The 24462-nt window shown below is 40.8% G+C and carries 17 protein-coding genes; 12 read left to right on the forward strand and 5 right to left on the reverse strand.

Going from position 1 to position 24462, the window contains the following annotated elements; genetic code table 11:
- The first annotated feature begins 191 nt into the window (after positions 1–191).
- The 7 genes from ORQ98_RS07290 to ORQ98_RS07320 all read left to right on the forward strand — a co-directional run bounded on the left by ORQ98_RS07290 (position 192) and on the right by ORQ98_RS07320 (position 13390).
- On the forward strand, positions 192–2327 hold the full coding sequence (locus ORQ98_RS07290; protein WP_274688127.1) for a type IV pilus secretin PilQ: 2136 nt from the start codon (positions 192–194) through the stop codon (positions 2325–2327).
- Positions 2328–2342: 15 nt separating this feature from the next.
- On the forward strand, positions 2343–2876 hold the full coding sequence (gene aroK / locus ORQ98_RS07295; RefSeq protein WP_274688128.1) for a shikimate kinase AroK: 534 nt from the start codon (positions 2343–2345) through the stop codon (positions 2874–2876).
- A 31-nt stretch (positions 2877–2907) separates the two neighbouring features.
- The gene (gene aroB / locus ORQ98_RS07300; RefSeq protein ID WP_274688129.1) at positions 2908–3978 is read left to right on the forward strand and encodes a 3-dehydroquinate synthase; all 1071 of its coding nucleotides are present in this window, start codon (positions 2908–2910) and stop codon (positions 3976–3978) included.
- Positions 3979–4010: 32 nt separating this feature from the next.
- Positions 4011–5642, forward strand: coding sequence for an ATPase, T2SS/T4P/T4SS family (locus tag ORQ98_RS07305; RefSeq protein ID WP_274688130.1), 1632 nt, complete (start codon positions 4011–4013; stop codon positions 5640–5642).
- A 569-nt stretch (positions 5643–6211) separates the two neighbouring features.
- Positions 6212–10663, forward strand: coding sequence for a glutamate synthase large subunit (gene gltB, locus ORQ98_RS07310; protein WP_274688131.1), 4452 nt, complete (start codon positions 6212–6214; stop codon positions 10661–10663).
- A 334-nt stretch (positions 10664–10997) separates the two neighbouring features.
- Positions 10998–12416, forward strand: coding sequence for an FAD-dependent oxidoreductase (locus tag ORQ98_RS07315; RefSeq protein ID WP_274688132.1), 1419 nt, complete (start codon positions 10998–11000; stop codon positions 12414–12416).
- Positions 12413–13390 carry an NAD(P)H-quinone oxidoreductase gene (locus ORQ98_RS07320; protein ID WP_274688133.1) on the forward strand — a complete coding sequence of 326 codons (978 nt, stop codon included), beginning with the start codon at positions 12413–12415 and terminating at the stop codon, positions 13388–13390. The genes ORQ98_RS07315 and ORQ98_RS07320 overlap by 4 nt, the downstream gene beginning before the upstream one ends.
- Positions 13391–13461: 71 nt before the next feature.
- Here ORQ98_RS07320 and ORQ98_RS07325 read toward each other — a convergent pair whose 3' ends face one another.
- Positions 13462–14424, reverse strand: a complete 963-nt coding sequence (locus ORQ98_RS07325; RefSeq protein ID WP_274688134.1) for a DUF1194 domain-containing protein — start codon at positions 14422–14424, stop codon at positions 13462–13464.
- Between the two features lie 563 nt (positions 14425–14987).
- Between ORQ98_RS07325 and hemE the strand changes: the two genes are divergently transcribed.
- Together hemE and ORQ98_RS07335 are read left to right on the forward strand one after the other, a co-directional pair.
- Entirely contained in the window at positions 14988–16061 is a 1074-nt protein-coding gene (gene hemE / locus ORQ98_RS07330) for a uroporphyrinogen decarboxylase (RefSeq protein WP_274688135.1), read from the forward strand.
- Between the two features lie 2 nt (positions 16062–16063).
- Entirely contained in the window at positions 16064–16615 is a 552-nt protein-coding gene (locus tag ORQ98_RS07335) for a hypothetical protein (protein ID WP_274688136.1), read from the forward strand.
- A 93-nt stretch (positions 16616–16708) separates the two neighbouring features.
- Here ORQ98_RS07335 and ORQ98_RS07340 read toward each other — a convergent pair whose 3' ends face one another.
- Entirely contained in the window at positions 16709–17497 is a 789-nt protein-coding gene (locus ORQ98_RS07340; protein WP_274688137.1) for a substrate-binding periplasmic protein, read from the reverse strand.
- Between the two features lie 5 nt (positions 17498–17502).
- Positions 17503–18405, reverse strand: a complete 903-nt coding sequence (locus ORQ98_RS07345; protein WP_342455186.1) for a TIGR02285 family protein — start codon at positions 18403–18405, stop codon at positions 17503–17505.
- 89 nt (positions 18406–18494) lie between these two features.
- On the opposite strand from ORQ98_RS07345, the gene ORQ98_RS07350 reads away from it, so the two are divergent.
- Positions 18495–19379, forward strand: a complete 885-nt coding sequence (locus ORQ98_RS07350) for an NAD(P)-dependent oxidoreductase (protein ID WP_274688139.1) — start codon at positions 18495–18497, stop codon at positions 19377–19379.
- A 132-nt stretch (positions 19380–19511) separates the two neighbouring features.
- Here the strand turns inward: ORQ98_RS07350 and ORQ98_RS07355 are convergent, their stop codons facing one another.
- Both ORQ98_RS07355 and ORQ98_RS07360 read right to left on the reverse strand, forming a co-directional pair.
- Positions 19512–20690, reverse strand: a complete 1179-nt coding sequence (locus tag ORQ98_RS07355; protein WP_274688140.1) for an aminotransferase class V-fold PLP-dependent enzyme — start codon at positions 20688–20690, stop codon at positions 19512–19514.
- A gap of 202 nt (positions 20691–20892) precedes the next feature.
- Positions 20893–21987, reverse strand: coding sequence for a tryptophan 2,3-dioxygenase family protein (locus tag ORQ98_RS07360; protein ID WP_274688141.1), 1095 nt, complete (start codon positions 21985–21987; stop codon positions 20893–20895).
- 194 nt (positions 21988–22181) lie between these two features.
- Between ORQ98_RS07360 and ORQ98_RS07365 the strand changes: the two genes are divergently transcribed.
- Both ORQ98_RS07365 and ORQ98_RS07370 read left to right on the forward strand, forming a co-directional pair.
- A complete protein-coding gene (locus ORQ98_RS07365) occupies positions 22182–23921 on the forward strand; it encodes a hydrogenase maturation protein (protein WP_274688142.1) in 1740 nt (579 codons plus the stop codon).
- Between the two features lie 152 nt (positions 23922–24073).
- Positions 24074–24445: a VanZ family protein gene (locus ORQ98_RS07370; protein WP_274688143.1), complete on the forward strand. Its 372-nt coding sequence runs from the start codon at positions 24074–24076 to the stop codon at positions 24443–24445.
- Positions 24446–24462: the final 17 nt, after the last annotated feature.

The following is a 24462-nucleotide window of genomic DNA, read 5'->3' on the forward strand; positions in this document are numbered from 1 at the left end:
ACCTTTCGATTTATCTATAAATTGACAGTAATTGTTTCGGTTTTAACTAGCAAACCAGCTGTGGCCGTTGTTTAGGTGTTTTGGCTGTAGCATAACTATTTATCCGGGCTCTAGGAAAATTGCTGGTATTTCCTGATTAAGAGCATTTAAGACTCAATGAATCTGACAAAAACAACAACTGGTGGGTAGGTATGAGCACCAAACTGATAAAAAGTGTGGGAATTTCGCTGTTGGCTGCAGTGTTTAGTGTTGACTCGCTGCAAGCGCTTGCCGCAACCATTAAGGATCTGGAAGTAGCTTCTCTGCCTGGCGAAAAGGTGGAACTAAAACTGGAGTTTGATGGTGGTGTACCAAAGCCCCGAGGTTACACAATTGAAAAGCCTGCCCGGATTTCAATTGATTTGCCTGGCACTAATAGTGCCTTGCCAAATAAATACAATGAAATTGGTTTTGGCAGTGCTAAAAGTTTAACAATTCTGGAAGCAAAAGATAGAACTCGTCTTATTGTTAATTTGGCAAAACCTTCTAAATACGCCACTCGTATTGAAGGTAATCACCTTTATATTTTAATTGGCTCTGATGTGGCAGGAACAGTAACAACAGCGGCTAATCAACAGCCTAGTGAATCCGCAGGCTCAAGGTCAAAGGCAACTACCCGCTCTTTGGCGCAAGCCACCACTACGAGAAGTAAACCTAAACAGGACTACAGTAGAAAGGCTATCACTAATATTGACTTTGAGCGTGGTGAAGGTGGTGAAGGTAATGTGGTAATTACTTTATCTAATCCGAATGTGCCGCTTGATATGTCAGAAGAAGCGGGCCGAATTCGCTTAGAATTTGCTGGTGCTGAGCTACCTACCGAGTTACGTAACCGCCTGGATGTAGTTGACTTTGCTACTCCTGTGCATTTTATTGATGCAACTAAAGAGCGCAGTGGCGCGGTTATTGTAGTAGAGCCAGAAGGATTTTATGACTATCTTGCCTATCAAACAGATAATACTTTGACCATTAGTGTTAAACCGTTAAAAGAACAAGAAGTAGAAAGAAGAAAGCGGGACCGGTTTGTTTATACCGGGGAAAAATTATCGCTTAATTTCCAAAACATTGATGTCAGAAGTGTGCTGCAGTTAATTGCTGATTTTACTGATCTTAACCTGGTTGCTAGTGATACAGTCACAGGTGATATCACCCTAAGGCTACAAAATGTGCCTTGGGATCAGGCTTTAGATTTAGTATTAAAGGCTAAAGGACTGGATAAACGTAAAGTAGGTAATGTATTAATGGTGGCGCCTGCTGATGAAATTGCTGCCAGAGAAAAGCAAGAGCTGGAAAATGATAAGCAAATTGAAGAGTTGGCTCCAACTTTTACTGACTTGATACAAATTAATTATGCCGATGCGGCTGAGGTTGCTGGAGTACTACAAGGTGGTGCGGAAGGTGATGTAGGCTTATTAAGTGATCGTGGTACTGTTCAGGTAGTTGAAAGAACTAATAGTTTATTAGTTCAGGATACCCGCAAAAAACTGGATGAAATCATTGAGTTAATTAAGAAAATAGATATACCTGTCCAGCAAGTACTTATAGAAGCTAGAATTGTAGAAGCAACTGACACTGCAACAGAAGCTTTAGGTGTACAGTGGGGGGGGCATTCAGGCCTCACCAAAAAATGGTCAGTTCAGGGTAATGATAAGACAGAAAATGGTTTACAATTGAAGTCAGGTGAGGATGAGGATTTATTATTTACTGACTTAATTCCTACTGGGCAGTTTACACCATCTTCTAATATTTTATTAGGCTTTACCTCAAAAAATACGCTTTTAGCTGCTCAATTATATGCTTTAGAAAGTGAAGGTCAGTCAGAGACTCTATCTCAACCTAAAGTATTTACCACAAATAAAAAAGAGGCTTTGATTAAAACTGGCCAAGAGATTGCCTATCAAGAAGCAAGTTCAAGTGGGGCAACCTCAACCTCATTTAAAGAAGCGGTACTTTCATTAAAAGTAACACCTCATATTACACCTGATAACCAAATATTTTTGGATGTGATTGTGAATAAAGACTCTGTAGCTCAGGACATTGGAGGAACAGTGCCAGGAATTAATACCAAAGAGGTACAAACTCAAGTACTGGTTCCTAATGGTGTAACAGTGGTTATTGGAGGTGTGTTTGAGCAGCAGACAAATGAAAATGAATCTAAAGTCCCTTTTCTTGGAGACGTTCCCATTATAGGCCGGTTATTTAGAAAAGATGAAAAACGAGATAATAAGGAAGAGCTCCTCATTTTCATTACACCCAAAATCGTTGATAATGTTCTGACGTCGCGATAACCAGTTATGTAATAGATGTCGAAGTACAATATATTTTTAATTGGCCCGATGGGTGCTGGTAAAAGCACCATCGGGCGTTTGCTTTCTAAAGAGCTGAACTTGCCGTTTAAAGACTCTGACCGAGAGATCGAAGCTCGGTCGGGTGCTGATATCCCCTGGATCTTTGATGTTGAAGGTGAAGAGGGCTTTCGGCTGCGGGAAACCGGTATGCTGCAGGATTTGGTACTAGATGAACGGGTAGTGCTAGCCACTGGTGGGGGTGCGGTGTTGCGTCAGGAAAATCGTCAGTTGCTGACCACCTATGGTACAGTGGTATATCTGGAGACCAGTGTTGAGCAACAGCTAGAGCGTACTGCTCGAGACAAACGTCGGCCATTACTACAACAGGCTGATCCAAGAACAGTATTAACTGAGTTGTTATCTGTTAGGGGGCCAATCTATGAATCACTGGCTGATATCACTATTCATACCGATGGTAAGTCCCCCCGTGGTGTGGTAAGTGAGATTACCGAAGCGCTAGACCAGCTGAATCTGAATAGACCCCAGTAATTTATCAACCTTTAAAATGCAGTAAATCAAGATGGAAAAGTTAATTGTCGATTTAGCTGAAAGAAGTTATCCCATATATATTGGCCAACAATTAATTGACCAGTTTGAATACTATCAGCCTCATATTGATGGCAAGCAAGTCTTAATTGTCACGAATGACACAGTAGCGCCTTTATATCTTGAACGAGTTAAACAAACTCTGACTGGTCATTACCAAGTGGCTGAAGTGGTGTTGTCTGATGGTGAGCAATATAAAACCTTAGCAACTGTTGAAAAAATCTACGATGTATTACTAACCAATAAATTCAACCGTACCGTGACACTAGTTGCCTTAGGTGGTGGTGTTATAGGGGATATTACCGGTTTTGCAGCTGCTACCTATCAGCGAGGGGTTAACTTTATTCAAGTGCCAACTACCCTTCTTGCTCAAGTAGACTCATCTGTTGGTGGCAAAACAGGAGTAAATCACCCACTGGGTAAAAACATGATTGGTGCTTTTTATCAGCCCAAATGTGTCATTGCCGATACAACCACCTTAAATACTCTGCCAGATCGAGAGTTGTCAGCAGGTATTGCTGAAGTAATTAAGTATGGTTTGATTTCCGATAAACCTTTTTTTGAGTGGCTGGAAGAGCATGTTAGCTCACTGGTTAGCAGATGCTCTGATAGTTTAGGCTATGCCGTTTTACGCTCTTGTGAAAATAAGGCATGGGTTGTTGCTCAAGATGAAAAAGAAGGTGGTATTCGCGCTATTTTAAATCTAGGCCATACCTTTGGTCATGCTATTGAGAATTTTATGGGCTATGGTAGGTGGCTACATGGTGAAGCCGTAGCTGCTGGTATGGTACAAGCGGCAGACTTGTCGTGCCGGATTGGCTGGATAACTGAATCAGAAGTATCAGGAGTTAAGTCACTGTTAAAACAGGCTAGCTTGCCGATTGAGCCACCAGAAGAAATGTCTTGTAATGATTATTTAGAGCTAATGGCTGTAGATAAAAAAGTAATTGATGGTCAGCTTCGGTTAGTATTGTTAGAGTCGATAGGCAAAGCTATTGTGACAGCTGATTTTGATCGACAGTTGTTGCTTGATACTCTTGGCTAATTGTGTACAGATAATTAGGTCTACGTTATTTTGTGATAGATGATTTTCAACAGCACCTACAACAAGCAAAAAATCTGCTAGCAAAATACAACAGCCCATTTTTTTGGAGTGGTGCTGAGCGAGGGCGTGCTGTTGAGCAGATAAGTCACCTGGTTAATTTTAGTCAACTGCTACTGTTAGTCACTGGCCCCACAGGAAGTGGTAAAACTACTATTTTGCAGCAGGCTCACCAAAACTTACAGAAACAATGTCGCTGCTGCTTTATCACAGTAACTCCCATGATGAATGCGAGCCAGTTATTTTCCCAGCTGTGGAAAACACTGGTCGACCAAACCCAGCCAGTTAGTGTTAAAACCCCTGAAGCCCTGCTTTTTGCGGTTCGTGATGTTTTATTGGTTGAGCAGCCGGCAGTTGTATTTATTGATGATGCTTTATTGCTGGATGTAGATGCTCTTCGCTTGTTAGTCGCACTGTCATTTAAGTCTCATGACCAAAGTTTGCCTGTGCACTTTATTATTTCTGGTAATGAAGCCCTAGAAAAAAAATTACAGCAAAGTAGTCAGTTATCCCATGCTGACTTGCTATATACCATACACTTACATCAGCTGACTCTTGAAGAAACTACCGATTATTTGCACCACTACTTAAAAGCAACAACAACTGGAGAGACAAGGGAACTTACGACAACTGACTTAGACAAAATCCATAAGCAGGCGGAAGGTAACTTTAGCAAGCTAAATATGCTTGTTGATGAGGTATTAGCACGCAAGATGGATACGAGTGAGCCAACAAAGCTGGGGTTACCAAAAGGGCACCTCTATGCCATAGGTATTGTGGCAAGCACTTTATTAATATTATTGTTAGTAAACTCGCTGTTTTTTCCTGAAATACCGGAGCAAACTCAACCTAAAGTAGAATCCAGTAATAAAACTACAACTATTGAAGTGCTGTTGTGGGACGAAGAAGTTGCAGTTGAAAAGCCAGTGTTGCCAGTGGTTGAGCCAGATTTAGGTGTTAACTCTACAGAATCATTACCTAGTCAATCAGCGAATAATGAAGCTGGCAGCACAGTCATTACCATAGAAAGTCCTATAGCTGACTCAAGTGAGAAGCAGCCTGTTGCCTTAGTAGAAAAGCCTGAAAAACCACTTATTGATAAGCCAGAAATAACTAAAAAAGCTGAGCCAGTCAGTCAGCAAAAGCAGTCTGATACTGTTGTTGTCAGTACAACACCTACTCAAAAACCAGCAGTAAATAAACCCACAGTAAAACTTGAAGTTGAAAAACCACAACCAAAAGTAAAGGAAAGCAAGCCTGTGGTTAAGGCTCCAGCAAAAGTGGCTAAGAAAAAGCCGCCCACTTTTTTTGCTGATGAAAGCTGGTATTTAAAGCGACCCAAATCAAGTTATGTACTCCAAGTGCTGGGTGTTAGCTCAAGCCGAGGGGCTAAAGCATTTATCAGCCAACACAGGACTGCTGGTAATTTAAAGTATTTTCGTACGCGCTATAAAGGCAAGCCATGGTATGTAGTAACCATTGGTCTATATCCAAACCGAGATAGTGCACAAACAGCCTCTCGCCAATTACCCCCAAAACTCAGACAGCAAAAGCCTTGGGCTAGAAGCATTGCGAGTGTTCAGGCGGATATTCGCAAAAACCAATAAGCTGTCATTCAAGGCTATTTTTATCTTTCAGCCATATATTGCAGAAGCTGCTTCCCCCCTTTTTTCAAAGAGGTTTTCGCGAAAGCTGTTCCCCCCTTTGATAAAGGGGGGCTAGGGGGGATTTAAAGTGGCCGTAGTTTTTGAGCCATCTCTGCTTTATTTGCTTATGAAAATCCCCCTCAATCCCCCTTTTTCAAAGGGGGAGGCTGGGTTGCACTATATTTCTAATTACTCAATTCTCGTATATTTATTGAGCAATTCGCTTTTAAAACCGCAGTAAGTAGATAAGAACAAGTTGATTTTAACTAAAAGCATTTCTTAAAGACTTGGTATGCTCTGACTAATTGTGGGTGACTAACGACTTCTGCCTGCTAGCTTGAAGCGATCTCATTAACAATTGCAATATGAGTTGCCTTAAAAAATTATGACTATGGGACACTTATTTGTCTCAAATGGACATCATGTGTAGAATGTTTGCCCCTTGCACCAAAATTGCTACCACATAATAACAACACCAAGGATAGCTAAGTAACTGAAAAAACAAGAAATTCCTGGTGAGAGTGTGCCATATGAAAGTTTTGTATCACCCTGAGCAGTATAGGGATAACTGTGGGTTTGGTTTGATTGCGCATCGTGATGGGCAAAAAAGCCACCACTTACTGCAAACGGCTATTGAAGCCCTAACCTGCATGACCCATCGTGGTGGAATTGCTGCTGATGGTAAAACCGGTGATGGCTGTGGGCTTTTAATTCAAAAGCCAGACAGTTTTTTTCGCGCTGTAGCCAAAGAGACTTTTCAGCAAGCCTTAAATCAGCATTATGCTGTGGGAATGGTGTTTTTAACTGCTGAAGATGCCATTGCAGATAAAGGTCGTGAGGCACTGAATTACCATTTAGCTGATCAAGGCTTAGAGGTTGTAGGCTGGCGAGCAGTGCCCACTAACCCTGACTATTTAGGCCCCATAGCTAAAGATATTCAACCTAAAATAGAGCAGGTATTTGTTAATTGTCCTTATGGTATGTCTGAGGAGCAGTTTGAGGTTGGTCTGTTTATGGCCAGGCGGCGAGCTGGTTTGGCGATAAGAGATAACAAGCACTTTTATGTTTGTAGCTTGGCTCAGCGAGTTATTTCCTATAAAGGACTGATGATGCCAGTGGATTTGCCCAAGTTTTATCCAGATCTGGGTGACTCTCGGTTTGAGACGGCAATTTGCGTATTTCACCAACGCTTTTCCACTAACACTATGCCTGAGTGGCATTTGGCTCAGCCATTTCGGATGCTAGCTCATAATGGTGAGATCAATACCATTAGTGGTAACCGCAACTGGTCTGTGGCTCGAAGCAGTAAGTTTCGCTCAGAACGTTTGCCTGAGATGGATACGGTTAAACCAGTGGTCAACACCACAGGGTCAGACTCCTCTAGCCTGGATAATATGCTGGAAGTGTTGGTTAATGGGGGAGTTGACATCTATCGAGCCTTGAGAATGCTGATTCCACCCGCCTGGCAGAATGTGAATACCATGGACTCTGATCTGCGGGCATTCTATGAATATAACTCCATGCATATGGAGCCTTGGGATGGCCCGGCAGGCTTAGTGATAACCGATGGCTTAAAAGCAATCTGTATGCTGGATCGAAATGGCTTGCGGCCTTCTCGCTGGGTAATGACAAAACAAGGTTATATTACGGTTTCTTCTGAGATTGGGGTTTATGGCTATCAGCCGGAAGATGTAGTTGCTAAAGGCCGGGTAGGGCCGGGTGAAATGCTGGCTATTGATACGGAAACCGGCCAGATTCATGAAGCCAAAGCCATCGATAACTACCTGAAAACCAAGCAGCCTTATAAAAAGTGGCTAAAAGAGCACGCTTATCGCATTCAATCAAAATATTTTGAAGAGCCCCACCGGCTTGATCAGCATTTCGATCGTGAAGAGCTGAAAACCCACATGAAAATGTTTCAGGTTACTTTTGAAGAGCGTGATCAAGTGCTGCGCCCATTAGCAGAAGGTGGTCAGGAAGCAGTGGGATCAATGGGGGATGATACGCCAATGGCTGTATTATCTCAGCGTGTTCGTCCAGTTTATGATTATTTTCGCCAGCAATTTGCCCAGGTTACCAACCCACCCATTGATCCATTGCGAGAAGCCATCGTGATGTCATTGGAAACCTGTATTGGTGCGGAGAAAAACCCGTTTGAAGAAACGCCACAACATGCTGCACGAGTCATTTTGGGCTCACCGGTTTTATCTCCAATTAAGTTTTTAAAACTGTTTGATATTGAAAAACCTGGTTTTGAAGCCACTACTATTTCACTTAATTACCCTGAAAAAGAAAGCCTGGAAAATGCGATTAACCATGTTTGCAGGCAAGCAGAACAGGCTGCTCGTGATGGTAAAGTGATTTTACATTTTACTGATAGAGATATTCAGCTAGGTTATCAGCCTATTCATGCAGCAATGGCAACAGGTGCTGTTCACCATCATCTAATTGAAAAGGGCTTGCGTTGCAATACCAATATTGTTGTGGAAACGGCTACTGCCAGAGACCCTCACCACTTTGCTGTATTAATCGGCTTTGGTGCAACTGCTGTATATCCCTATTTAAGTTATGAAGTGATTTATGACTTAATCAGATCAGGAGAATTACTGGCTGACCCAATCCCTGCTTTTAAATTCTATCGAAAGGGTATTAATAAAGGATTGATGAAAATCCTGTCAAAAATGGGGATTTCCACCATTGTTTCCTATCGAGGTGCTCAGTTATTTGAAGCTATTGGGATTAGCAGTGAAGTAGTGGAGCTATGCTTTAAAGGGGTGGCCAACCGCATTGAAGGGGCTAATTTTGCACACTTTGCATATGAGCAACAATTGTTGGCTAAAGAAGCCTGGAAGCCTCGTAAGTCCATTCAACCTGGTGGACTACTCAAATATATTCATGGTATGGAATATCACGCGTTTAATCCTGATGTTGTGCAAACCTTGCAGAATGCGGTTAAAAACAGTGATTACCAAGCATTTAAAGCATACTCTCAACTAGTCAATGAAAGGCCAGTCGCAACTATCCGTGACTTGTTCAAGCTGGAGCCTGATCGCGAGCCCATTGCCATTGATGAAGTTGAGCCTATTGAACAAATTGTTCGCCGCTTTGACAGTGCCGCCATGTCGCTAGGGGCGTTATCCCCAGAAGCCCACGAGGCGTTGGCGGAGGCAATGAATCGACTGGGTGCTCGCTCTAACTCAGGTGAGGGAGGGGAAGACCCCGCTCGGTTTGGTACCAACAAAGTATCCAAGATTAAACAGATTGCATCTGGCCGGTTTGGAGTGACGCCCCATTATTTGGTGAATGCGGAAGTCCTGCAAATTAAAGTAGCTCAGGGTGCTAAGCCAGGCGAAGGTGGCCAGCTGCCTGGTAGTAAGGCTAACCAGTTGATTGCTCGGTTACGTTATTCCGTACCGGGGGTGACATTGATATCACCGCCACCCCACCATGATATTTATTCGATTGAGGATTTAGCTCAGCTTATTTTTGACTTAAAACAGATCAATCCTGAAGCATTGGTGTCAGTCAAGCTAGTATCAGAGCCGGGAGTGGGTACTATCGCTGCGGGGGTAGCAAAAGCCTACGCTGATTTAATCACTATTTCTGGCTATGACGGTGGTACGGCGGCGAGTCCGCTTAGCTCGATTCGTTATGCAGGCTCACCTTGGGAGCTTGGTTTAAGTGAAACCCATCAAGCATTGAGAGCGAATGACCTTCGTGGCAAAGTCAGAGTCCAAACTGATGGTGGCTTGAAAACGGGTTTGGATGTGCTTAAAGCAGCCATGCTAGGGGCTGAAAGCTTTGGCTTTGGAACAACTCCGATGGTAGCAATGGGCTGTAAATATTTGCGAATCTGTCATTTGAATAACTGTGCCACAGGGGTGGCTACTCAGGATAAGCACCTGCGTGATCATCACTTTATTGGCACAGTGGATATGGTGATTAACTTTTTCACTTATATGGCGCAGGAAGTGAGGGAGTTATTAGCTGAGCTGGGCTATCGCAGCCTAGATGAAGTCATTGGTCGTACAGATTTATTAATAAGCGCTGATGGTACTACCCCTAAACAGCAACACTTGGATTTATCGCCAATTTTGGATCATAGCCATATCCCTGAAGATAAGCCCCATCGTTGCCTGGTTGAACATAATAATCCGTTTGATCGCGGTGAGCTGGCTGAACGAATGGTTCAGGATATTCTGCCTGCTATCGAAAACCTGGCTGGTGGTGAATATCAATATCAAGTAAGTAACTGTGATCGCTCGATAGGTGCTAGGCTTTCTGGGGAAATTGCCAAACGCTATGGCAATCAGGGCATGGCTGACAACCCTGTAACCTTGACGCTGACAGGAACAGCGGGCCAGTCATTTGGTGTGTGGAATGCTGGTGGGCTTGATATGTACCTGGAAGGGGATGCCAATGACTATGTAGGCAAAGGAATGACGGGTGGTAAGTTGGTGATTGTGCCACCAAAACAAAGTGAGTTTAAATCTCAAGATACCGCAATTATAGGGAATACCTGTTTATACGGCGCTACAGGAGGAAAATTATTTGCTGCTGGTCGAGCGGGTGAGCGGCTGGCGGTAAGAAACTCTGGTGCTCATGTCGTAGTGGAGGGAGCAGGCGACCACTGTTGTGAATATATGACTGGGGGTGTTGTAACTGTATTGGGGCAAGCTGGGCATAACTTTGGTGCAGGGATGACCGGCGGCTTTGCTTATGTGCTGGATTTAGATCGACATTTTTTTGATCGCTACAACTATGAGTTAGTGGAAATTCATCGCATTGATACGGAGGCGATGGAGCAATACAAAAGCTATCTCTACACGATTATTGAGGAATATGTAGCGGAGACGGGTAGTGAATGGGGTAAAACCATACTTGATGATATGTACGACTTTGTTGGTAAGTTCTGGTTAGTTAAACCAAAAGCCGCGAACTTAGACCAGTTGCTATCAAGTATTCGTACCCGTCCCGAGTAATAAATAGGTGTCCAACTGAGGACTAATTAAAAGAGAGGAAGTTGCGAAAAGGCTCGGAGCTAGGTCCCTTTACCTCCCCATGGGGGATACAAAAGTTGTATTTAGCTCCCTCTCCCTCTGGGAGAGGGCTGGGGTGAGGGTGAAGTTACTTTAAAGCCACCGCTACGCGGACCCCTCATCCTAACCTTCTCCCCGCAGGGGAGAAGGGACTTGATTTGAAGCACTTTCGCGACAGCCTCAAATGGAGTTAACAACTGTACTTGTTGCTTCCCAAGTGAATTAAGACACCAAAAAATAATGTGAGTGTAGCGAGTAATTTAAGAGGTTTCAGGTAATGAGCGATCGATTAAATAACAACTTCCAGTTTGTTGATGTGGGGCGGACAGACCCAGATAAAAAAGATATTTTAGTTAGAAAAAAACAATTTGTAGAAATTTACGATAGTTATACTCCCCGTGAAGCGGCTGGACAAAGCCACCGTTGCTTAGCTTGTGGTAATCCCTATTGTGAATGGAAATGCCCGGTTCATAATTATATTCCTAATTGGCTTAAACTAGTGGCTGAGGGGAATATTATTGAAGCAGCTGAACTTTCCCATCAAACCAATTCTTTGCCAGAAGTTTGTGGCCGGGTGTGCCCACAAGATCGTTTATGTGAAGGCTCTTGCACCTTAAATGATGGCTTTGGTGCAGTCACTATTGGTGCTGTAGAACGTTATATTACTGATACTGCATTTGCTATGGGGTGGCGGCCGGATTTATCTCAGGTGGCTAAAACTGATAAAAAAGTGGCAGTCATTGGTGCAGGCCCCGCCGGTTTAGCTTGTGCAGATGTGTTAGTACGTAATGGGGTTAAACCGGTTATATTTGATCGCCACCCGGAAATTGGTGGGTTACTCACTTTTGGTATTCCAGAGTTTAAATTGGAAAAAGATATTATTAAAAAACGCCGTGATGTTTTTACTAAAATGGGCATGGAATTTAAATTAAATACTGAAGTAGGTAAAGATATCACTATCCAACAACTGTTGGATGATTATGATGCTATTTTTATGGGTATGGGCACTTACACCTATATGAAAGGTGGTTTTCCCGGCGAAGAGTTACCTGGTGTATACGAAGCATTACCCTATTTAATATCTAACGTGAATCGTTGTTTAGGGTTAGAAAAAGCATCAGATGAGTTTGTTGATATGCGTGGCAAGCAAGTCGTGGTATTAGGCGGTGGTGATACAGCAATGGACTGTAACCGCACGGCTATTCGCCAGGGGGCTCGTTCTGTGATTTGTGCCTATCGGCGTGATGAAGAAAATATGCCCGGCTCTCGTCGTGAAGTAGCAAACTCAAAAGAAGAAGGCGTAGAGTTTTTATTTAACCGTCAACCTGTTGCTATTGTTGGTGATAGCCAGGTGAAAGGGGTTAAAGTGATTACTACTCGTCTTGGAAAGCCGGATGAAAATGGTCGTCGTAGCCCTGAGCCCATTCCAGGTAGTGAAGAAATTTTACCGGCAGATGCAGTATTAATTGCTTTTGGATTTAGGCCCAGCCCTGCAGACTGGTTTGAAGATATAACAATTGAAACAGACTCATCTGGTAAAGTAATAGCTAAAGAAGAAACTGAATTTAAATTCCAAACTTCTAATCCTAAAATATTTGCTGGTGGTGATATGGTTAGAGGATCTGATTTAGTGGTAACTGCTATTTGGGAAGGGCGCCAAGCGGCAGAAGGAATAATGGATTATTTGGAAATATGAAAGCTGTAGAAATCACCAGCCCAGGAGGCCCTGAAGTTCTCTCAATAGCTGAGAGAACAACTCCTGAACCTAAAACAGGAGAGGTATTAATAAAAGTAGCTGCCGCAGGTATTAATGCCCCGGATTTATTACAGAGAAAAGGTAAATATCCACCACCACCAGATGCTTCTGATATTCCTGGTTTAGAAGTGGCTGGTGAAGTAGTTAAGGTGGGCGAGCATGTAACCCAGCTGAACGTGGGTGATAATGTGTGTGCATTATTATCGGGAGGTGGCTATGCAGAATTTGCAGTAGCTGCAGCAGATTTATGCTTACCGATTCCAAAAAATTTTTCCATGGTAGAAGCTGCAGCTTTGCCCGAAACTTTTTTTACTGTTTGGCATAATGTATTTGAGCGAGGCCAACTGACAGCGGGTGAAACATTATTAATTCATGGTGGCTCAAGTGGTATTGGTACCACAGCTATTCAGCTAGCGATTGCAAAGGGTGCTACTGTATTTGTTACTGCTGGTACTAAAGAAAAGTGCGATTTATGTTTAAAGCTGGGTACCAGTGCTGCAATTAATTATCGTGAAGAAGACTTTGTTGAAAAAATTAAAAACCTTACAGAAAATAAAGGCGTTAACTTAATTGTAGATATGGTGGGTGGTGATTATTTTTCACGAAACTTATCTTGTTTAACTGTAGAAGGCCGGTTGGTACAAATCGGTATGCAACATGGTGCAACTAGCGAAATTTCACTATGGCAAATAATGTCAAAAAGATTGACTATTACTGGCTCTACCTTAAGGGTAAGAAGTGTTAAGGATAAAGCAAAAATCACAGCTGCATTAAAACAAGAAGTATGGCCATTGCTAAATTCAGGTACAGTAAAGCCAGTTATTTACTCAACTTTTCCATTGGCTGAAGCTAAACAAGCCCATCAATTGATGGAAGATGGTAAACATGCAGGGAAGGTGGTGTTAACCGTTTAGAAATTAAAAAAAACTGCAGTAAATAACTACAGTTTTTTTATTTAAATTGACTCAGGAAGAGTGCTATTTTTTTATAGTGCCTGAACTTGCAGTCTTCTTCTTTGTAAAAATAAGCCTAACAAACAAACTGCTAGTATTCCTACTGTACCAGGCTCTGGCATTGGAGTTGGTTCATTGGGTGTTGATAATTCATTTAATATCTTTTGTTTAACTGCTGCGGCGAATTGTGTTTCATCGAATTCAGTTGTAAGAACAAATCCATCCTCAGTAATTAAGTGCAGTTCTAAATATTCTTGCAAGTTTTCAGGTAAACCTAGCATATCAACTGTTTCTTGGCCTAAAATATCGATCAGGTCTGATAAATAGTCTTGCGCCATTTGAAGGTCAGTAATAGCTAAACCATTAATCATAACTCCTTGTCCATCAGCATCATCTCTTGCTCCATTAATTGCACTGTCAAATGCGGCTAAACAGGCTAATAACTCCTCTTCTGATGGTGGAAGGTTAAATATATCAATACATAACCCTCCATCTCTAAACAGGTTTTGTACGCCGTCTGTTGATACATCAACAATTAGCATATCGCCTTCAAAGTCGTTATTTAACATAGAGTTGACTGCAGAATCGACACCACCAGCAATATTAGTACCTTGTGCATCTCCATTAGGGATTGCGCTAATTGCATTTGCAAAATCCATTGCGCTCATCGCATCTGTTATATGAAACCAAGGGGTAGAATTTAACTCATAGCTAGCAGGAGCCATTGGATCATCTGCACCAAATGCAGCGAATGGAAAGGCTGCTGCTGCAATACCATTACCATTAGGTAATGCTAGAATAGCATTGATAACATCAGGGTCTTTAAATGCTGCTGCATAACCATTCATTTGTAGTGCAAATTCAGTGTCGTCAATACTGCTTGATACATCAATTACGAGAGCCAGCTCTTTATCAACCGGCACGGCTTGCGCCGTATTTGTTAGGGTAAATGGTAGTAGGGCTGTGACCAAGGCAATAGTTTTTATGGATTTCATGTGCTCCACCATTTGAAATTAGTTCATTAATCGCGGAGCAATATCTGAGCCACTATTTTTTATCCATATAAATCAATTAGTTATCAGATCATAATAAATGAGAGTTGTAATTTATTTCAACATAAAGAAATAAATATTAAAAGACTTGTGTGGTATTTATTGCTTTTAAATATTAACTGAACTTTGGCTCTTGAGGTTAGCTGAGAAGGCTTTTAATATCTTATTAAAATAGAAATACAGTTTTTAGTCTAATAAAAGCATATAAAATGGTGTGATTGTGAAAAATGATAAAAGATGACTACTGTAAATTAATTAAACATCTAATGATGAATATATCAAATAGATCTGAATGTAGTTGTGTTCATTTTACAGAGTACAGGTAACTATTTTTGGTTGAAAATTGTTCGATTAGTTTTTAAAAGCTACCTGAAGATAAGTTAAGCGAGGCTATAAGGAATCTGTTATAGTTTTGTTAAAATCGTTTCTGATGCGTCCTTTGTGAAGGGTGTAAATGTAATAGCTTTATTATCAAATTAGCAAGATACACAGACGACAGGTTCCAGATGGCTGCTTTAAAAAATGATCGCTTCTTGCGTGCTTTACTTAAACAACCCGTAGATGTAACCCCAGTTTGGATGATGCGCCAAGCAGGTCGCTATTTGCCGGAATATAAGGCGACAAGAAGCAGCGCAGGGGACTTTATGGCCTTATGTCAAAATCCACAGTTGGCTTGTGAAGTTACCTTGCAGCCATTAGACCGTTTTCCTCTTGATGCGGCTATTTTGTTTTCCGATATACTAACAGTGCCTGATGCTATGGGCTTGGGGCTTTATTTTGAGCAAGGGGAAGGTCCTCGCTTTAAAAAGCCTGTTCGTACGGAAGCAGATGTAAATGCCTTGCCTGTTCCTGACCCTTTAGCTGATCTTGGCTATGTTATGGATGCAGTAAAGGTTATCCGACAAGAGCTGAATGGACGGGTACCTTTGATTGGCTTTGCAGGTAGTCCCTGGACGTTGGCTACCTACATGGTTGAAGGTGGTAGTACCAAGGATTTTCGGATTGTTAAAGCGATGCTGTATGATCAACCTCAAGTGATGCATCAGCTGTTAGGAAAGCTGGCCCAAGCAGTGACTGCCTATTTAAATGCTCAAATTGAAGCAGGTGCTCAGGCTGTGCAAATTTTTGATACCTGGGGTGGTGTGCTCAGCCATGCTGCTTACCAAACGTTTTCATTGAACTATATGAAACAAATTGTCGATGGCTTAATTAAAAATCAAGATGGCCAGCCAATACCAGTTATTCTATTTACTAAAAATGGTGGCCAGTGGCTTGAACAAATAGCAGAGACAGGTTGTACGGCTGTAGGTTTGGATTGGACGACTGAAATAGGTAGTGCCCGTGCACGAATTGGCGATAAAGTGGCGTTGCAAGGTAACATGGATCCTTGTGTTTTATATGCTTCTCCTCAACGTATAAGAGAGGAAGTAGCAACTATTTTGAAGGCCTATGGAGCAGGCTCTGGGCATGTATTTAACTTAGGCCATGGAATTCATCAGTTTGTGAAGCCTGAACATGCTGGTGCATTTGTAGAGGCAGTACATGAGTTATCCCAACCTTATCATCAAGGACACCTCTAAAAATGCTAGTGCGCCGATTTTGTTTGTCTGCTGTTTTCAGTTTTTTACTGACACCAGCTTTTGCCAGTGAAGTAGGTCAGCCTGCATCAGAAGGGTTATGGGAGTCACTACAAAAAACAGCTGATGACTTTGTCACTGATGTACATCAAAAAACAACTGAGCAGTTGTCTGTTGCGAAGGAAAAACTTAAACAGGTAAATACTAGTAAAGATCAACAGTTAGAGCAGTTACTGGCAACGCTTGATCAGAATATGCAGGTAATAGAAAAAGCTGGGTTTAAATTAACCGACTTGTATTTGCAAATGAGCTTGGTGCCAGTGGTGACAGGAAAGTTTGCTCAGGTGAGGGAGTTAACTGAAAAAGAATGGCAACAATTACTGGAAGAAGTTAAAGATGAACTGGTAATTAGTCAGATTCTAAAATCCTTACGTAAAGCTTATGCAGTTGAGTTGGATAATTATAAAGTAGCTGATGTGCGTATCGAAGCAACTATTCCTCCAAGAACAGTGGTGCATTTTCAGCACAAGAGTTATCAAAAAGAAGATGATTTATAAAGGACTTACAAAAAATCTTTTTTTAAGAAGTGTCTGAAAAATAGTGTAATAATCTGGAGTTAAAAGTTAATTCCAGATTATTGTATTAAATAACTAAAGCTGATCAATTCCTAAGTGTTTTTTATATAGTTTTTTAACTTCCCCACTATCAATTAGCTTTTTAACAATGGGGTCATAATTATCAATCACTTTTTTAAGATTAGGGTTTTTAGAAGCTCGACTGAAAGCATTGTAGTAGGGCTTTGCTTTTAGTGGTTTGGGTAAGAAGCTAATGCGGTTCATGAGCCCTTGCTCTTGTAGTATAAGAAGAGTTGGAAAAGTATTAAGTGGTACAATATCGATTCGTTTTTTGAATAGTTTTGGTATATGTAAATCATTATTAGAAACGATATCTAACTTAAGCTCTGCTTGCCAGAACTCTGGTGTATAAGCCCAGTCTTGGGTGGCACCCACGGTCAAACCTGACAAATCTTGAAGACTGTTGTATATTATTTTATTTTCGTCTTCTTTACGAATAAAAAAATTCCAAGTAAATTCTTTATAGGCAATTTGGGGGTAAACGAGGTAGGATTCTCTGGACTCTTTTCGAGAAAAGCTCATGACAACGTCTACTTTTCCTTCTTGAGCAAATTTGATAATTCTGGAACCAACATTGATAAGTCTAAACTCACTCGCTATAGCTAGTTTATTGAAAACAATCTTGAGAATTTCAGCATCAATGCCGATAATTTCACCATTAGCCGCACTGTAACGAAAGGGCTTTTCTGGGGTGCCGACAACTTTAATAGATTGATTAGGGTAGGCAGTTTTACAATAAAAGAGGATAAAAAACATGCCTATAAAATAGATAGTTGACTTATTATTTTGCAGGTGGTTTAGCATAATAGTTAAGTTTGGTTAAGAATTTGATTTCTGTAAACTTTTTTTATCTGAATTAAGTCATTCTTATCTAGCCAGCTTTCAAAAATTATTTTCTGATATTCAGCCTGATGAATTAGAGTTTTCAGCATATTATTAATATCTGAAATTACTTGTTTACCCCAATCATTTCTAGGACAAACCGCATAGACTAAGAAATAGGGTGTAATTTCATCAATTTGAATGCTGGCATAGTCATTTACATCTTTAAAGTATTGCTTGCCATGATAAGCAGCAATAAAGGGATATTCTATAATGTAGCTAATACGGTTATGATCAAGCATTTTAAACAAACTATCTGCTGCAATTGTAATTTTTTGGAAGTAACTATTCTTTTCGTGCTCAGCTAATATTTCATCAAGTTCTTTGGTGTAGGAGCGTTGGCTCTCAACAATACCTTTGAATCTTCTATCAGTTATAAGCTTTATTATTGAGTATGATGCAGAGTTATTTAATAAAGCTGCATTAGTTTTCTTCATTATAATCCGATGAGATACAGCAACATCGACGGGTGTTGAAAAATAAGCAATTTTAAGTCGATCGGGTTTTTTTAAGTGCATGGGGCTACAGATTTTTTTGCCTGCTTTTATATCATGCCAAAACCTCCCCCAACTCATTTCAAGTATTTTATGGTTATAAAGGGGCAAGTTAGCTTGATAGAGTTGTAGGCGCATATCAACTCTGCCTGTTCCCTTATCTTCTCCCTTTAACATCATTAAGGGTGGCCAATGAGCAGCAAACCAGGTAATGGTTTCTTTTTCGGTGGCATGACTAGAGGCCATTACAAAAGGGATGTGAATAAGAGCTAACCATAATGCTCTTAGTATTGAACAGCTATGAAATGCAGGCTTGACAATATCCATATGAGTCATCTGTACACTAGCTAAAGCAAAAAACTGTATCTATTAAGACAATATAGAAGCTAATAGTATTCTAGGCGTTACCTACTTTAGGGGGATATATGACTCAGAAAATTGCATTTATTGGTTTGGGCGTGATGGGCTTTCCAATGGCAGGCCACTTGGCTAAGGCCGGTTATCAAGTAACGGTATACAATCGAACCATAAGCAAAGCAAAAGCATGGTGTGAAGAGTATCAGGGGAGCTATGCAGCAACACCTGCTGAAGCAGTAAAGCAGGCTGACATTGTATGTTGCTGTGTAGGTAATGATGATGATTTACGACAGGTGACTTTAACTGCGGAAGGGGCTTTTGCGGGTATGAAACCTGGCGCTATCTTTATTGATCATACTACGACATCCGCTCAAGTGGCGCGCGAGTTAGCTCAACAAGCAGAACATAAACAAGTAGTTTTCTTTGATGCGCCTGTGTCTGGTGGGCAGGCAGGGGCTGAAAATGGTCAGTTAACGATAATGGTTGGAGGCGTTAAACAGCAGTTTACAGATATATTACCTTTACTCAATTGTTATGCCAGGTTTGTGAAATTAATGGGGGGGATTGGTTGTGGACAGCTAACAAAAATGGTTAACCAAATTTGTATTGCTGGCGTAGTGCAAGGTTTAGCTGAGGGTATGCACTTTGCTAGAAGTGCAGAGTTAGATGTTGCTGAAGTTATCGAAGTAATTTCTAAGGGAGCCGCTCAGTCCTGGCAAATGGAAAACCGGTATCAAACTATGTTAGCTGGTGAGTATAATCATGGTTTTGCTGTAGATTGGATGCGTAAAGACCTTGGGATTGTTTTAGATGAGGCTCGTCGAAACCAGTCTCACTTACCTGTGACCGCTTTGGTTGATCAGTTTTATTCAGAAGTGCAAGCGATGGGTGGCTCCCGCTGGGATACTTCCAGTTTGTTTGCAGTTTTGGAAAGTAAGCGAAAAACCACTTAGTTTGTAACTGCTGTTTAACTCAAATATTTTATTGGGTACCACAAGTTCAGGCTAAACCGCTAATCATTATTTTCTACTGGATTTTAAAATGAGGGAAAATGGATGAAGTTGTTCCGTTTCCCTCTAGTCCTGTTAAGCGATAGGTAGTCGTTTTAATCTAGCAAGGAGCTGATTAATATCTTCTAAGTCATGTTGTAAACCAAACCCAAATCGAAGTCGGTTATCCCTACAGTCTACTTTGATTTTTAAGCTAGTCAGTGCTGTTGATAGATTTTTGCATACTTCCCGGTCTGGTAATTTGAATGTTAAAAAATGTCCATGAACATACTCAGGAATATACAGTAAGTTACGATAGTTTAATAAAGGGTGTTTTGATGTGCTGATTGCTTGTAGAAAAGCTTGTTGTAGGGAAAATATATGCTGGTGGACCGTTTCAACGGTGAGTTTGCTCTCTTGCCATAAATCAAATACTGCATTTAGCCTATAAATACCGGTGGGGTCGAAAGTAGCGCCAGCAAATCGTTGGCCGTGAGTATCATAGCCCGTCATTGATGAATCACTTTCCTCCAGTTGTGAAAAGTTTGCAAACCAGCCTGTATTCCATGGACGCAACTGGTTAGATTTAGGTGGTGAGAGTAAAAAGCAGCAGCCTTCTCCAGACTGTGCATACTTATAGCCGCCAGCTACAAAAAACACACTATTTGCAATTTCAGATAAATCTACAGGTATGGCAGCAAAACTATGATAGCCATCGACAATGAGTAAACTGCATTGAGAAGATAGCTTTTCAATCACTTCATTTAAATTCTGAACAACATAGCCAGAGTTGAAAAAGGTATGGCTGAAAAAAATGATGTCATATTTTTTTGTATTAGCAGTTTGACAGAATCGCTCAATAAAATCATTGAATGGCTCTGTACTAACAACCGTAGTATCAGTCCACTTTTCTTCATTCAAACGTTTTAGTTGTCGGCTAAAACTATAAAACTCACTATCAGTCGTTAATACTGTTAGTTTCTTTCTAGCAGGAAAGCAGGAAATTAATCTGACTAATAGCTCGTGAGTATTCGGGGCAAAAGTAATTTGCTCTGGATAGGGGTAGTTGAGTAGTCGACTGATATGTCGTTGTGCTTTGGGGATAATGCTAGAGAAAATATATTGCCACTTATCATCAACCAACCTGGCAGAATCATGCCAGTAGCGCATCATTGCCTGTAGCGTTACATCTGGCCAAAAATGATGACTATGGGCTGTAAACCAAAGGGTATCAGATTGATACTGGTTAAATTGTTGGTACCAATGTTTATACATCTAATACTTCGCAACGACAATTTATTTAATAGTTGGTTACTAAATTCAATTGCAACTTGGTATTTGGCAATAGAATAGCAAAGAAAAGATGAATAGGTAGGAAATGACTAATATCTAATAAGATAGGCTGCTACATCAAGGTTTACAGTAGCAGCTCACGTGAGAATTTGGAATGGATATACTCGATAGCCTTGAATCAGGGCTACTCTGCTCCAGACAAGTAAAAACCAAGCGATTGCTTGATGGCGTCTGGTAATTCAGGCCTACTTGAGCTTGGTATCAAGAAAGTAGAAAGCGTAAATAAATCGGTGAACACTTTATTGCCACTAGCGGCTTTGGCAAGGTAGTCATGACCAGAAGAGCCGCCAGTGCCTACTTTTCGACCAAGCATACGTAAAGCCATTTGAGCATGACGAGTTCGCCAAGCGGAGAAGCGTTCATCAATATCCATTAAGCAGGTCAATAGCTTATAAGGTTGTTGTAGCATCGGCTCATCTCTATATAGACTAATAAACAGGGCGGCTAAGAAAGCATCCTGACTAATTCGATAAAACCCAGTATCAAACTGCAACTGATAGGCTTTGGGTTCGAGTAGTTGCTTGAATTGATTACGAGTATCAGCAAGATTATTTAATTGTTGGTCTTTTTCATCTGCGCCTAAATGAGGATTGTTGATAATGATTTGCTCATCTTGATTTAGCATGTCATTAACTGCTTGTTGATAGCTTTGCCAAAAATTAAACTCACCAAATTTTAAAAAAGGTAATCTAGCTAACCATTGATCTATTTGCTCCAGTAAGCTGGGTTGTAGTTCAAGATTTTTTAAATATTCCTGATGCTCTGTTTTGAGTCGACGATAAAAATTCTGTTGGTCAAAAGCAATGCGATAACGGCTTTTTAGGCCAAAACGAATTTCTATTTCTTTAAACTGTACACTTTGAAATCCAGATGCTGGTACTAAGTAGTCTCTAAAATCAAGAAAGTCTAAAGGAGTCATAGTTTCAAGTACATTTACTTGTTCAATCATTAAGGTCTGTATGGCTAAGATACGCTCCAGCCGATGTGTAGCTACTCCTAGTTGTTTGTCATCTACAGGTTTTTGTTCGAACACGGTTTGGATTGTGCGTAGTTCGTGTAGTATTTGTTTGAACCAGAGTTCATAAGCTTGATGAGTAATAATAAACAGCATTTCATCATGAGCAGTATCATTGAAATCACTGCTTAGCAAGTGCTGACTATCAAGCAATTTATTGAGTTGCAAGTAGTCACTGTAATATACGTCTTGTGTTTTTTTCATTGAGCATCCTGCCTTATGTTTGTTATTAATTGATGTATATCAAAAATTACTTAATTATATAAGGTTAAGTTTAGGTTTACCGAACAACCGCATTTATTCTTTAGTTTTTAATAGCTTTAAGCCCGGATAACCGATGAGATATCCAGGTTAGCTTTAATAAGGACTTAGCCAGGTATAACATCAAGGACGAGGTAATGAAAATACTGCTATTAGTGTCTGCATTTAACGGCTTAAGTCAGCGTGTTTACGCTGAACTTCGGCTAAGAAACTATTGGGTATCAGTAGAATATGCTAGCACTGAACAGCAAATGGAAGAAGCTGTGGCTTTGTTTGAGCCTGAACTGGTTATTTGCCCTTTTTTAAAACAGGCAATACCTAGCTCAATTTGGCAGCACTACCTTTGTTGGATTGTTCATCCCGGAATTAAAGGTGATCGAGGGCCATCAGCACTCGATTGGGCAATTTACCAACAAAAGAGCTATTGGGGAGTAACATTAATTGAGGCTGCAGAGGAGTATGACGCAGGCAATATATGGGGAAGCAAGTCACTCAAGCTGCCAGCAGCTAACAAATCAACAACTTATCGCCACCAAGTCACTGAAGCGGCTGTCGAGTTAATTTTAACGGCTCTTGAGCAGTTAGAAGCAAAAACACATAACCCAGAGCCTTTGGACTATACCAAACCTGATGTAAAAGGGGGTTGGCAGCCATTAATGAAACAAAGCCAGCGGAGTATTGATTGGCAGCGAGATAGTACCACTGAAATATTAGCTAAACTTCATGCGGCAGAAAGCTTTCCTGGTGTAAAAGATTTGATTAATGGAAAAGCTTACTACTTATTTAATGCTTATCAAGAGCAAGCGCTGAATAACATCAGAACTGCTCAGCCTGGAGAAATCATTGCGCAAAAAAATCAGGCAATTTGTCGGGCTACCCGAGATGGTGCTATTTGGATAACCCATTTAAAGCAAGCTGACTCAGTTGAACCCAAGATTAAACTACCTGCAGCAGAATATTTAGCGAATCAGTTACAACAGACGCCAGAGTTATTTGATCAGGTATTACCAGATCTTGACCCTGCTACATGGCAGGAAATTTATTATGAGGAATATGCCCAAGTAGGTTATTTGCATTTTAATTTTTATAATGGAGCAATGAGTACAGAGCAATGTTACCGTTTATTAAAAGCCTATCGGGCAGCTTTGGAAAGACCAACTCAAGTCCTTGTTTTAATGGGAGGGAGTGATTTTTGGTCAAACGGTATTAACCTTAATACGATTGAAAGCAGTCCTAAACCTGGTTTGGAAGCTTGGGAAAACTTAAAGCAAATAAATGATTTAGTAGAAGCTATTCTAACAACAGAAAACAAACTAACAATAGCAGCTTTAAAAGAAAATGCAGCTGCGGGTGGTGTGATGTTAGCACTTGCCTGTGACAAAGTATTAATGCGAGAGGGTGTAATAGTATCACCTTATTATCAGCATATGGGCCTATATGGCTCTGAATATTGGAGCTTTAGCCTGCCTTTGCGAGTGGGTGAGCAGCAGGCTAGTAAGTTAATGGCAAACTGTCTTCCATTGCTGGCTACAGAAGCGGTGAGTATAGGCCTAGCTGATGAAGAATTGCCTTCTCAGCCAAAAAATTTTTTACGTAGTCTACATAAGGTTTGTGAGTGGTACAGTCATAAGAAAACTGTGAAACAGCTTCTTTTACGTAAACAACAGTTGCTTCGTTTAAATCAACAATTAAAGCCACTAAAGCAGTACCGAGAGGAAGAAGAAGCAAAAATGTGGCAATGTTTTATGTTTCCAGAAAGCACCTTTCATCAAGCAAGAAAGCAGTTTGTCTATAAACTACCAGTATCTACTGCACCTTCTTATTTGGCCGTTCATCGTCAAGTGGCTTCACAGCATAAACAACAAAAATCGGCTTAGGAGTGAATATAAAAACTATTATACCTGTTGATTTACTCTCATGGAGAACATAGTAAAAGTTTATAATACCTAAAAATAAATCGTGACTTGTATGGTTTAATTTAATGCTATAATACTTGTTTTTATGAACTTGTGTTATAGAGTAATTAGTAATGAAATGGTTGGGGTTGATTGCAGTATTAGTAGTTGCAACGATTGTAATTTTAGCAAGCAAAGGACAACTACCAGCAGAAATAAAGGCCTTATATAACTTCCCTGGAGGAGATAAAGTAGGCCATATACTGCTGATGGGGACATTAAGTTTTTTTGTTAACCTAGCCGTTGTTAGTACTTTAGTGGGTAGGCCAACCCGAAAAATAGTGATTACTACTGCTATTCTTGGGTTGGTAATAGCGCTGGAAGAAGTCACCCAGCAGTTTTTCTCAACCAGAACTTTTTCATTGTTAGATCTGTTGGCCAGCTTTTTGGGCTTGATAATAGCTGCTGTTATAGTCAACTTCATCGCTGGTAAAAAGCAGTCGTAGAAAGAAAAAACTAATCA

This window comes from Spartinivicinus poritis, from assembly GCF_028858535.1.
Taxonomy (GTDB): domain Bacteria; phylum Pseudomonadota; class Gammaproteobacteria; order Pseudomonadales; family Zooshikellaceae; genus Spartinivicinus; species Spartinivicinus poritis.

Excerpts from the sequence above, each read along its gene's own strand:
- ORQ98_RS07290 (WP_274688127.1), top strand. The coding sequence starts at position 192 with ATGAGCACCAAACTGATAAAAAGTGTGGGAATTTCGCTGTTGGCTGCA.
- aroK (WP_274688128.1), top strand. The coding sequence starts at position 2,343 with ATGTCGAAGTACAATATATTTTTAATTGGCCCGATGGGTGCTGGTAAA.
- aroB (WP_274688129.1), top strand. The coding sequence starts at position 2,908 with ATGGAAAAGTTAATTGTCGATTTAGCTGAAAGAAGTTATCCCATATAT.
- gltB (WP_274688131.1), top strand. The coding sequence starts at position 6,212 with ATGAAAGTTTTGTATCACCCTGAGCAGTATAGGGATAACTGTGGGTTT.
- ORQ98_RS07315 (WP_274688132.1), top strand. The coding sequence starts at position 10,998 with ATGAGCGATCGATTAAATAACAACTTCCAGTTTGTTGATGTGGGGCGG.
- ORQ98_RS07320 (WP_274688133.1), top strand. The coding sequence starts at position 12,413 with ATGAAAGCTGTAGAAATCACCAGCCCAGGAGGCCCTGAAGTTCTCTCA.
- ORQ98_RS07325 (WP_274688134.1), bottom strand. The coding sequence starts at position 14,424 with ATGAAATCCATAAAAACTATTGCCTTGGTCACAGCCCTACTACCATTT.
- hemE (WP_274688135.1), top strand. The coding sequence starts at position 14,988 with ATGGCTGCTTTAAAAAATGATCGCTTCTTGCGTGCTTTACTTAAACAA.
- ORQ98_RS07335 (WP_274688136.1), top strand. The coding sequence starts at position 16,064 with ATGCTAGTGCGCCGATTTTGTTTGTCTGCTGTTTTCAGTTTTTTACTG.
- ORQ98_RS07340 (WP_274688137.1), bottom strand. The coding sequence starts at position 17,497 with ATGCTAAACCACCTGCAAAATAATAAGTCAACTATCTATTTTATAGGC.
- ORQ98_RS07345 (WP_342455186.1), bottom strand. The coding sequence starts at position 18,405 with ATGACTCATATGGATATTGTCAAGCCTGCATTTCATAGCTGTTCAATA.
- ORQ98_RS07350 (WP_274688139.1), top strand. The coding sequence starts at position 18,495 with ATGACTCAGAAAATTGCATTTATTGGTTTGGGCGTGATGGGCTTTCCA.
- ORQ98_RS07355 (WP_274688140.1), bottom strand. The coding sequence starts at position 20,690 with ATGTATAAACATTGGTACCAACAATTTAACCAGTATCAATCTGATACC.
- ORQ98_RS07360 (WP_274688141.1), bottom strand. The coding sequence starts at position 21,987 with ATGAAAAAAACACAAGACGTATATTACAGTGACTACTTGCAACTCAAT.
- ORQ98_RS07365 (WP_274688142.1), top strand. The coding sequence starts at position 22,182 with ATGAAAATACTGCTATTAGTGTCTGCATTTAACGGCTTAAGTCAGCGT.
- ORQ98_RS07370 (WP_274688143.1), top strand. The coding sequence starts at position 24,074 with ATGAAATGGTTGGGGTTGATTGCAGTATTAGTAGTTGCAACGATTGTA.